Raw genomic sequence first — 11,841 nt, 5'->3', positions numbered from 1 at the left:
CCTCTGTAGCACAAGGACCATTAGTGGTGTAAATATAAATGGTTTGTGTAGTGGTTATCAAATCTCCTGCGTTTAACAATAGACCTGTGCCACCAGGACCAGTGAAATAATTACCAAGTAATATCGTGGGTAGTGCGTAAGAATCACAGGCAACAACATTTAACGGGCCAACAACTACAGGCGTTGGTATAATTTGAACTTCAAAACTTGATTCATCGGTACAATTAGGAGTTGTATCGGTTTGAGCAAAAATGTAAATAGTTTGTGAAGTACTAATAACATCACCTGCATTTAACATTGTGCCAGTTCCTGTTGGACCTCCGGTTGCAGTATAATAATTATTATTAGCACTTAAATCATCTGGTAAAATATAACTATCACAAACAACGACATTCTCTTTTTCATCAGCGGCTATGTTGTTAAATGTGATTGAAACTTCATCTGATTTTGTAGTTTGACCACAAGCTATATCACATTTATAAATTCCTGTTTCAGTAACTGTTAAGGAAGCTGTTGTTTGATTTGGAATTACGACATTGTCCTTATACCATATTACTGTACCTGGATCACCTGTAAAAGTTGCATTTATTGTGTGCGAATCTTGATTACAGAATACTAAGTCTGGACCTAAATCAACGTTACAACATGCAGCGGCACCGGTACCGCCTGTTTGATTGATATTAAATGTTCCTAAAGAGTTTCCAAAATTAGTAACTAACAATAAATAATGCTGTCCTTGAATCGCATTAGGGATATCTATGAATTCTGTCGCTGCAGCAGAATAACTGCAATCTACAATATTATTAGGAATTGATAAATTCCCGTCAGGATAATCATATAAATTATTACACGCAGTACTGTTAATTTGAGCACTTGTAAAAGGCCCCCACAATATAAAATCGACATCAGAGTTTCCAGCTGAAGTTTGATTTAATGTAAAAGTAATAGACCCTGATGTTTCAATTTCAATAGTGAACCAAAATGGATTTGGCGTAGTACTTAAACAACCAATAGATCCATAACTAGGAACACCTATTTGATTATTAATTACCGATCCATCTCCACAAGTTAATTGAGCACTGTCACATTGGGTAGGAGTGGTAATACACAAGTCGAAACTAGCGATTAAGTTAGGTGTTGCCGGTTGTGAATAAACACGTATATAATACACCTCTCCAGGAGTTAAACCTCCTACCACTCCGCTATTATTTACCTGACAATTTATTTGCGTTAAGGCATTACAAGATGCACCGGAATATGTAGCAAAAGCTAAATCTGTAGTTGTCCCTTGAACGTTATTAAAACTAATATTATGTATACTAGCTAAAGCAGTAAACTGAAACCATACATCATCATCAGCAGTTCCCGTACAAGCATTTGGCTCTGGAGAGGCTGTTGCACTGGTAATAGTTCCGGATATTGTATCTGCACATATAAGAGAGGAGTTAACAGGTGCAACTAATGGGGTGCTACAACTATCATTTACTGGTGGTGGTGGTGGTACACTAACACAAACATCAAAAGTTGTGTTTTGAAGAATAGCAGTTCCTGAACTATATATTCTAATATAATAAGTATTGCCTGGTGTAAGACCGGCCGCAAAACTTGCATTAGGATCACTACAATAAACTAAAGTTAAAGCCGCACAAGGATCACTTGGATTTGTTGTTGAAAACAACGCATGATTTAAATTTGTTGTTGAACCTGCAACATTTAATAATGAAATAGTATGAGATGCTTGAGTAGCAACAAACTGAAACCAAACATCATCGTTTGCAGTCCCAACACAAGTATTGGCTTGAGGTGATTGAGTAGCACCATTTATTGTTCCGGGTACGGTTAATGCACATGTTGCATCTGTATTCACAGGTACAACAGTTGCTGTATCACAATTATCGTTAATTGGTGTTGGAGGTGCAGGAGTACAATTAGTAGTTAATGTGAAAACACCTTGTGCCGTTCCAAAACCAAATACATATACATAATAGGTTACACCTGGAGTAGTTACAATTTGAACTTGTGATTGATTACCACAAAAATCATCATTCCCTGCAACACAAGTAAATGTGCCACAAGAACCTGTGAATACTTGAATTTTTGTATCAAATGCTGAACCACATAGTGAAAATGTAACTATATCTCCCGTTCCTAAATGTGAATACCAAAGACCTCCTGAACCAGGTCCTGTGCCACATGTAAATGTTGGAGCTCCGGCGGTTGTTGCACCAACGGTAGTTTGAGTTTCTGAGTCACCACATTCTATAGGAATAGCTCCTGAACATAAATTATTTGTAGCAGGACAAAAAGCTTGAGTTAAGTTGGCACTATTTGAAAAACAATTGACATCGTTTGCATTTTGAAGGTTTAATGTTACGTTTGTTCCGTTTGGATAAGGACCAAATTGCATAGTTCCTGGCTCAGTTACAGATTGCGTTGCACCACCTTCGCTAGAAGTACCCACAACTGAAGTGGCAGTTCCCATGTTGGTAACATTTGCTACAGCAAAAAACTGATTACCATTAGCACAATCTGGCAAAACACTATATGTGGCTGTAAAATTGGTACACGTATTTTCAACAATAGTTAAGGTATATCCCGTGCTCTGTGTTGGAGCACCTGTAGCCCAAGTTGAAATTGCAATTATATATGTTTGGCCTGCAGTTACAGGTAAAATAATAACTCTCGGGTTTGTATTTGAGTTTGCTACTCCTGCAATACAACTTACACCAACATTGGCACAACTGTTATAAACAAACAAACCCGACCAATTACTAGTTGGACTCATGGTTATTGTTACAGGGACGTTACTGGTTGCTGTGAAACTATAAAATACATCGTTACCATTCAAATAAGGATTCCCAGAACCACAACCAGTTCCAGCAGTACCACCATATTCATCACCATAATTATTGGTGTTATCTGTTGTAACATAAGGCAACGATGAAATCACAGCCGGAGCTTCACAAGTCTGACCGGGTGCAGCTGTCGAAAAAATAAATGGCCCAACCCATAAGCTACTTGAAAAGGCACATACTGCTCTTACATAAAACTCATATTGTGTTGCTTGTTGCAGCGTTAACCCTAAAGCTTCCGTTGTTACAGGATTACTGTTTGTTAAAATACCAACTCCGGTTGGAGTATTTGGTACTTGAACAACTTCTACTTCAAACTGCGTTGCACCGCCAGGATTACCCCAAGAAAGTGTTGCACCGGTTAAAGAAAAGTTTGAAGCCGTTGGGTCTATTGGATCAATACATTGTTCTACAACAGAAACATTATCTACTAACCAACGGTCACCTCCTAAAGCAGTAGTTGGTTGTGTAAAAACCATAACAAATGCTATAAAAACTTGTTGATTTGCTGGAAATGTATTTAAGCTTATAATCTTTTCTTCATAAACATTAAATGCCTCTGTCAATTCGTTTTCAGTAAATTGTTGCAACAATGTATAAGCTCCCAAATCTGCTTGGTTAGCACTTGTTGAAACTCTAATTTGATATAGGGTACCTTGGTTTCCTCCTAAAGTGGATCGAGTAAAAAATCGTAACTGTCCATTTGCGGGGACTGCTAGTTGATTTGTAATTAACCAATCTTCTGAGGTGTTACCAATTCCGATGTTTTCACGAGTCATAAAGGCAGAAAACGTACCTTCATAAACAGTTGGTGGAGTTGTAACATTGTTGGTTCGTTCCCAACTAAAAGTAGTTCCGACACCATTGTCAGTAACCAACCATCCAGCTGGCGGAAAAGTAGCTCCTTCAAACCCTTCGAAATATTGGGAATATCCCGTTAGTGTGCAAAAAGCCGCTACTAGTAAAAGCGTAATTTTTTTCATAAAATGAACGTTAGAGTTAAAAAAATGTAACAAATTCTGTTTAGGGAAGTCAAATTTAACAAATTTTAAAGATTGATTAACAAAAAATTCGTTTTTAACTTTTAAAGATTTTAATTAATTACACTTTAAGATTTTTCAATTGATTAGCTTTGCAGTGATAAAGCGATACTATGTTAGAGAAAATAGAAATAAATTTTGAAAAAACGGTTGTGGTTGGAATTATAACACAGCTTCAAAGTGATGAGAAACTTAATGAATATTTAGATGAATTAGAGTTTTTAACTTTTACAGCCGGTGGTGAAGTTATTAAAAGATTTTCTCAAAAGATGGATAAACCTAATCCAAAAACTTTTGTAGGTACTGGTAAAATTGAAGAAATACATCTTTACATTAAAGAAAATGATGTCAAGACTGTTATTTTTGATGACGAACTTACTCCTGCTCAACAAAAAAATATTACCAAAATATTAGATTGTAAAGTTTTAGATCGAACAAATCTAATTCTTGATATTTTTGCTCAACGAGCAGAAACCTCTTATGCCAGAACTCAAGTTGAATTAGCTCAATGTCAATATTTACTTCCCAGACTTTCAGGAATGTGGACACACTTAGAAAGACAACGTGGTGGAATTGGAATGCGTGGCCCGGGTGAAACTGAAATTGAAACTGACCGACGAATTGTTAGAGATCGAATTGCTTTATTAAAAGAAAAAATAAAGGTAATTGATAAACAAATGTCTGTTCAAAGAGGTAATCGTGGAGCTTTAGTCCGTGTGGCTTTAGTAGGTTATACCAATGTTGGAAAATCTACTTTAATGAATGTTATCAGCAAAAGCGAAGTTTTTGTAGAAAACAAACTTTTTGCAACGTTAGATACTACCGTTAGAAAAGTTGTGATAAAAAACCTCCCCTTTCTACTTTCAGATACTGTTGGATTTATACGAAAGTTACCAACTCAATTGATTGAATCATTCAAAAGTACTTTGGACGAAGTTAGAGAAGCCGACTTATTATTGCATGTTGTAGATATTTCTCATCCGGAATTTGAAGATCATATTGATTCGGTTAATCAAATTTTAAAAGATATTAAAAGCGATGGCAAACCAACAATTATGGTTTTCAATAAAATTGATGCCTACAAACCACTGCTTCTTGATGAAGATAATTTAACTGAGAAAACACCAAGACATCAAACATTAGAAGAGTGGAAAAACACTTGGATGTCAAATGTTGGCAAACGAAATGCTCTATTTATTTCGGCTGTGAACAAAGATAATTTTGAAGAATTTAGAGAAAATGTATACGAAGCCGTGAGAGAAATTCACATTTCTCGTTTTCCCTACAACAAATTCTTATATCCTGATTATAATGATGCTGTTGAAGAATAGTGCTGATTAATTTCCTTTTGGAATGGCATTAATTAGTTTTTGAGTGTATTCAGATTTTGGATTGTTATACAATTGGTCTGCTTCTTCAATTTCTTCAATTTTTCCTTTATTCATCACCATAACTTTATCTGACATATATTTTACGACAGCTAAGTCATGAGAGATAAAAAGATAGGTAAATCCAAAATTTTCTTTTAGTTCGTTCAATAAATTCAAGACTTGTGCCTGAACAGAAATGTCTAATGCCGAAACAGATTCATCGCAAACAATTAATTTTGGTTGAACTGCAATGGTTCTGGCAATTCCAATACGTTGTCTTTGTCCTCCCGAAAATTCATGTGGGTAACGGTTGAAATGTTCCTCACCTAATCCCACTTGTTTTAATATTTCTATAGTTTTTTCTTTTCGTTCTGCATCATTTTTATGCAAACCATGAACTTTCATCGGTTCCATGATTGCTTTACCTACAGGAATTCTGGGATTTAATGAAGAATAAGGGTCTTGGAAAATAATTTGAATTTCTTTTCTCAAATCGCGTTGTTCGCTTTTTGAAAGGTTAGAAATCAATTTACCTCTATAAAAAATTTGCCCGCTTGTCGCTTTGTCTAACAACATAATGGTGTTACCTAAAGTAGATTTTCCACATCCGGATTCACCTACTAAACCTAAAGTTTCTCCTTCATATATTTTAAAACTCACCGAATCAACCGCAGTAAAAATTTGCTTTTTTGAAAAAAATCCAATAGTTGAAACATATTCTTTTGTTAAATCAACCACTTCCAACAATGGCGGTTTATTATACATTTCTAGGTGATTACTTTTTCTAATTTCATCAGTTATGATTGTAGAGTTGGTTGTTTTCTCAATAAAATCATTTATAGTTGGCAATCGTTTTAATCGATATTCTAAAGAAGGTCTAGATGCCAAAAGTGCTTTTGTGTAATCATGCTGAGGGTCATTAAACAATTGTTGTGTATTTCCTTGTTCAACAATCTTTCCTTTATACATTACCAAAACATTGTGAGCAATCTCTGAGACCAAAGCTAAATCATGTGAAACAAAAATAATGCTCATTTTAGTTTCTTGCTGTAGTTCTTTTAAGAGTAAAATGATCTCTTTTTGAACCGTTACATCAAGTGCTGTTGTAGGTTCATCAGCTATTAATAATTTGGGTTTACAAGCAATAGCCATTGCAATCATTACTCGTTGTTTTTGTCCGCCTGAAATTTCGTGAGGATAACTAGAATAAATTTTTTCAGGATTAGGTAATTTTACTTTTTCAAACAATTGTAAAACTTCAAGTTTTATTTCAGCGGTTGACTTTTTAGTATGAACTTTTAAAATTTCTCCAACTTGAAAACCACATTTTAATGAAGGATTCAAGGAACTCATTGGTTCTTGAAAAATCATTGCAATTTCTGAGCCTCTGATTTTTTGAAATTTTTTTTCATCAACTTGCAAAAGATTTTGTCCATCGAACAGGATTTCTCCTTCATCAATTTTTGCGAGTTTTTTTGGAAGCAATCCCATAATTGCCAGTGAAGAAACCGATTTTCCTGAACCGGATTCACCAACAATACCAAGTATTTCGTTAGAATTTAATTCATAACAAAGGTTACTTATCACATTATGATAACCATTTCCTTTTTTAAAAGAAATATTAAGATTTTTTACTTGTAATACCATTTCATTTCAATTGGAATAAATATAGTGCTATTTTGCAAACCAAATTTTCAAAAATTGCGTAATAAACAATAGTTAATGTTATTCAAAAAAAGTTATAATGATAATGAATTTAGTAGATTTGAATCATCAATTGTTTAAAAAATTATAAATAAAACTACATAAAATTAAATTAATATATTTGCTGTCTTTTAAATTTCGATAAATAAACAATGAATAAAGTCTACCTATTTATTATTAACAGTACTCTAGTACTATTTTTATTTTGTTCTTCTCTATTATTTTCTCAAAGTGATCTTGATAAAAGATATATTCTAGAAGCATCAAACCTTCAAGAGTTAAAAAAACTAGAGAATGAATTTATTCAAAACTACAGAAACAATCAAATAAGAATTCAAAAACTTGCAAAAGAAAAAGGTTGGGATTTAATAAAAGTTAATCCTGATGGATCTTTTGATGAGTTGGTAGGTATTCTTGATGATGGCAATCCATTATATTATGCTATTGAAAACCTGAATGCATCTCGGTCAACTCGTGCAAATCATTTAAATTCAGGGGGTTCACTTAACTTAAATCTAAATGGTGAAAACTTAACTGTTGGCGTTTGGGACGGTGGTGCTACACGACTAAGTCATCAAGAATTTGATTTTCGAGTAGAAGCCGGTGATGGGGTAACATCACTAAATGGAAATAGTTTTCACGCTACTCATGTGACAGGAACCATTGCTGCATCCGGAATTAACCCTAATGCAAAAGGAATGGCTCCCTCTATTTTTGTAAAAACTTATGATTGGAGTAATGATTTGACTGAAGTTACTCAAGAAATTCAAAATGGTCTTCTACTTTCAAATCATTCCTACGGAACTCCATTGAGTAGCATAAATGACCCATGGTATACAGGTGCTTATTCTCAGCCGGCAAGAGCTTGGGATCAAATTGCTCATGCTGCACCTTATTATTTAATGGTTGTATCTGCTGGAAATGATGGGAATAATACAAACTCAAGCCCTTCAACATTTGGTTATGATAAACTTAATGGCAATAAAAATGCTAAAAACAATTTAGTGGTTGCAAATGCACAGGATGCAACTGTTGATAATGATGGAAATTTAATTAGTGTTTTTATCAATTCTGGAAGTAGCCAAGGACCTTCAGATGATTTAAGAATAAAACCTGATATTACAGGTAATGGAACAGGATTGTTTTCAACCAATAGTACTAACGATACAAGTTACACTACATTATCTGGAACTTCTATGGCAGCTCCAAATGTAATGGGAACTTTAGCTCTATTACAACAATATTACAATCAACTCAATGGGAGATATATGCGAGCTGCAACTTTAAAAGGTTTAGCTTGTCACACAGCGGATGATGTTGAAAATCCTGGTCCTGATGCAAAATTTGGATGGGGATTGTTGAATGCTAAAGCTGCGGCAGTAACGTTAAACAATAACGGATTAAGTTCTTGGATAGCAGAAGACATCTTATCTCAAGGGCAAACATATACCATGACAGTTCAATCTGTTGTTGGTATGCCTTTAGTAGCTTCAATAACTTGGACAGATGTTCCCGGAATTGCAAACAATGGCGTTTTAAACGACCCCACGCCTGCACTTGTAAATGATTTAGATATAAGAATAACTCAAGATGGAAGTACTTTTTATCCATGGAGATTACAACAAGATGCAAATTCTGTAGCCTTAAGAGAAAGTGATAATAATGTAGATAATGTAGAAATTATTAAAATTGATCAAGCCAATGGTGGTGTTTATACCATTAACGTTTCTCATAAAGGAAATCTAGTCTCAGGAAAACAAGATTATTCTTTAATTGTGACAGGTATTAGTTCTGGTTTTGCAATTATACCTCAAGGTAATGATAAACAAGTTTGTGCAACTGAATCCGCAGTTTTTGATTTCAATTTTATGATTCAGTCAGGAAATCCGGTAAACTTTTCTGCTATTAATCAACCGCTTGGATCTGTTGTAACTTTTAGTTCAAATTCCTTGAGTTCAAATGATTCTTTTACTATGACTGTTTCTAATCTTCAAAATGCTATTCCGGGAGAATATAACATTGGGGTAGTTGGAACTAATGGTTCTGAAACTGAAACAAGGTATGTTAAATTAATTGTATATAATGCATTATTTAACCCCATTATTCAAATTTATCCGAGCAATGGTCAAAGTGGCATTGCTGCTACAACTTCGTTAACATGGGACGTTGATCCAAATGCAACAAGCTATTTAGTTCAGGTATCAACTACCCCAACTTTTGCTACTATCATTCAAAATCAAACTGTTACTGAAAACACAGCAGTTATCTCTGGTTTACAAAGTAGAACTGTTTATTATTGGCGAATTATTCCAAGTAATGATTGTGGAGTTTCATCAAATGTTAACTTTTTTAGTTTTCAAACCGGTCGTGTAACTTGTGGTTTGGTTTTTAATGCAACAGATTTTTCAGATGCAATAATTGGTACTGTTGCAAATTCGGTTGCTTCAGTTCCGATAATTATTCCCAATAACTTCAGTGTAAGCAAAGTAACTGCTACCATTGATATTGATCACACATGGGTACAAGACATGACTATTTATCTTGAAGGTCCAAATAATACCATCATTTTATTAGAAGAACCTTGTGGTAGTGACGATGATATCACTGCAACTTTAGACGATAATGGAACTCCATTGTTTTGCAGTACAAATCCGGCTATTTCAGGAACTATAATTCCTTTTGAACCCTTGAACACCTTCAATAATTTAGACACCGCTGGCACATGGACATTAAAAGTAATTGATAATTACAACCAAGATGGTGGAGTCATAAATGCTTTTACCCTAACTTTTTGTAGTGTTGCAAATATCATAAACACCATGATGTTTACAAAAAATGACGTAATCACCAATACAAACAGCACGAAAGTTATTGTTCCTTCTGAATTAAACGCTCAAACAAATAACCAATCAACTACTGATCATGTTTATACCGTAATTGAAAATACTTCATTAGGGATTTTGAAAAAAGACAATATAAACCTAAACATTGGTGACACCTTTACCCAAGAGGATATAATTCAAAATAAAATCAGTTATACCAATAGTCAAAACTCTCAAGCCTCAGATTCTTTTGTTGTGAATGTGATTAATGCTACTTGGGGCTGGTATTCTAATGAAGTTGTAACTATTTTAATTCAAGAAACCTTAAACATATCAGATAATTTATTCTCAGAAATTTTGATTTATCCAAACCCAACAAAAGGTGTCTTTACAATTAAAAATCCTAATTACACGGGAAATAATTCTGAATTGAATTTAGTTGATATGCAGGGAAGAGTTGTTTTTTCAAAAGCAATTATATCAAATGAAGAGCAAATTAATGTTAATCATTTAAATAATGGCGTTTATATCTTAACGATTTCCGAAAACAATCTGAAGTTTACAACCAAACTAGTTATAACAAATTAGCATCTTTTTAAGATTTATACACCTCCAAAATACAAATTGTCATTTGTGTTTTGGAGGTGTTTTTTATACATGAAGTATTTCTTCATTTACTAACAAGTCTTCATTTCGAAGTTTTAGAAATATTTGAGCCACTGCTATTACATCTTTTTCACAATACGTTACAATGCGATCAATGTCTTTTTCAACATAAAAAACATGACCCACTTCACTACCGTCAATATCATCTTTTGGTGATGGGATATTGAGTACTTTTGTCAATAGTCGTAACGATGTATAATGTTTATAATCGCCAAACTTCCACATTTCTAATGTATCCAAATGAGGAACTTCCCAAGGTTTTTTACCAATAAAATTTAATTTTGAAGGAATTGAAACGCCGTTGATTATCATTCTTCTGGCTATAAAAGGAAAGTCAAACTCTTTTGCGTTGTGACCACACATTAAATGTTGGGGTTGGTTAAAATGATTGTTTATCAAATTACTAAAATCTTTTAAAATCTTAATTTCATCCCCAAAAAAAGAGGTTACTCTAAAATTTCTAATGTCCCCTTTACAAACAAAATAACCAACAGATATACAAATAATTTTTCCAAACTCTGCCCAAATTCCGGCTCGGTCATAAAACTCTTCCGCACTAAAATCATCTTTTCGTTGGTATTGTGTTTTTTGTTCATACAAATATTGTCTTTCTGCATCCAAATTCTGAAAATTTTCTTCTTCGGGAACCGTTTCAATATCTAAAAACAATATAGTATCCAATTTAATTCTCTCTAACATTTGAAAAAGATTTTGAGTTTGAATATAAAAGTAGGAAAATATCTTTAATGTTTCGCCAATAAAACAAAAAAACCACGCAAATTGCGTGGTTAATTTATATGTATTTAAATTGTATTATGATTGAGGCTCAACCACTTTACCTTTTATCGTTAAAACTTTTGGCGTTTCATTTTCATTTAAAGTTACTGTAACTGTTTTTGAAAATGCTCCTGGAGCTGCAGCGTTATATGTAGCCTTTACATAAGCAGTTTCTCCCGGTTTTATTGGAGTTTTTGTATAATCTGTAGCAGTACAACCACAAGATGCTTTTACATTTGTAATTAAAACAGTTTGTTTTGTTGTGTTTGTAAAAGTAAAGTCATGACTTACGGGTGTTCCTTTTTTAATATCACCAAAATCATAAACTTCAGCTTTCCATGCAACTGGTGCTGATGGTTTTGTTGCAGCCGGAGTTGTTGTAATAGCAGGTTTTGTCAAAGGATTTTTAGCTGGTGCTTGAGCATTTGAATTCGCTGAGAAAGCAAACATTGCAATTACTGCAAAGAAAGTTGTTTTAACTGTTTTCATAAATAGTATTTTTGTGTTAGTATTTTAATTTATTGATACAAATATATAACTATCTCTAAAAGTCTGATGTTAAGCACCTACTAAGTTTTGTTAATGAGTTGTTAATCCGCTATTTTGGGTG

At 33.7% G+C, this 11,841-nt stretch carries 6 protein-coding genes; 2 read left to right on the top strand and 4 right to left on the bottom strand.

Annotated features, from left to right (window positions below; all coding sequences use genetic code 11):
• The coding region (locus tag IEV15_RS06105; RefSeq protein ID WP_188361623.1) for a choice-of-anchor J domain-containing protein at window positions 1–3,835 on the bottom strand (3,835 nt) is incomplete at its 3' end.
• 170 nt (window positions 3,836–4,005) lie between these two features.
• Here IEV15_RS06105 and hflX point away from each other — a divergent pair.
• Window positions 4,006–5,223, top strand: a complete 1,218-nt coding sequence (gene hflX, locus IEV15_RS06100; protein WP_188361622.1) for a GTPase HflX — start codon at window positions 4,006–4,008, stop codon at window positions 5,221–5,223.
• A gap of 6 nt (window positions 5,224–5,229) precedes the next feature.
• Here hflX and IEV15_RS06095 read toward each other — a convergent pair whose 3' ends face one another.
• Window positions 5,230–6,909, bottom strand: coding sequence for an ABC transporter ATP-binding protein (locus IEV15_RS06095; RefSeq protein ID WP_188361621.1), 1,680 nt, complete (start codon window positions 6,907–6,909; stop codon window positions 5,230–5,232).
• Between the two features lie 209 nt (window positions 6,910–7,118).
• Between IEV15_RS06095 and IEV15_RS06090 the strand changes: the two genes are divergently transcribed.
• Complete coding sequence (locus IEV15_RS06090; protein ID WP_188361620.1) at window positions 7,119–10,376, top strand: S8 family serine peptidase; 3,258 nt, start codon at window positions 7,119–7,121, stop codon at window positions 10,374–10,376.
• A gap of 63 nt (window positions 10,377–10,439) precedes the next feature.
• Here the strand turns inward: IEV15_RS06090 and IEV15_RS06085 are convergent, their stop codons facing one another.
• A complete protein-coding gene (locus IEV15_RS06085) occupies window positions 10,440–11,153 on the bottom strand; it encodes a 3'-5' exonuclease (protein WP_188361619.1) in 714 nt (237 codons plus the stop codon).
• Window positions 11,154–11,267: 114 nt separating this feature from the next.
• On the bottom strand, window positions 11,268–11,720 hold the full coding sequence (locus IEV15_RS06080) for a DUF1573 domain-containing protein (RefSeq protein WP_188361618.1): 453 nt from the start codon (window positions 11,718–11,720) through the stop codon (window positions 11,268–11,270).
• Between the last annotated feature and the right edge of the window lie 121 nt (window positions 11,721–11,841).

The organism is Flavobacterium orientale, assembly GCF_014638005.1.
Taxonomy (GTDB): Bacteria; Bacteroidota; Bacteroidia; order Flavobacteriales; family Flavobacteriaceae; genus Flavobacterium; species Flavobacterium orientale.
This window is presented reverse-complemented; position numbering and strand designations above follow the sequence as displayed.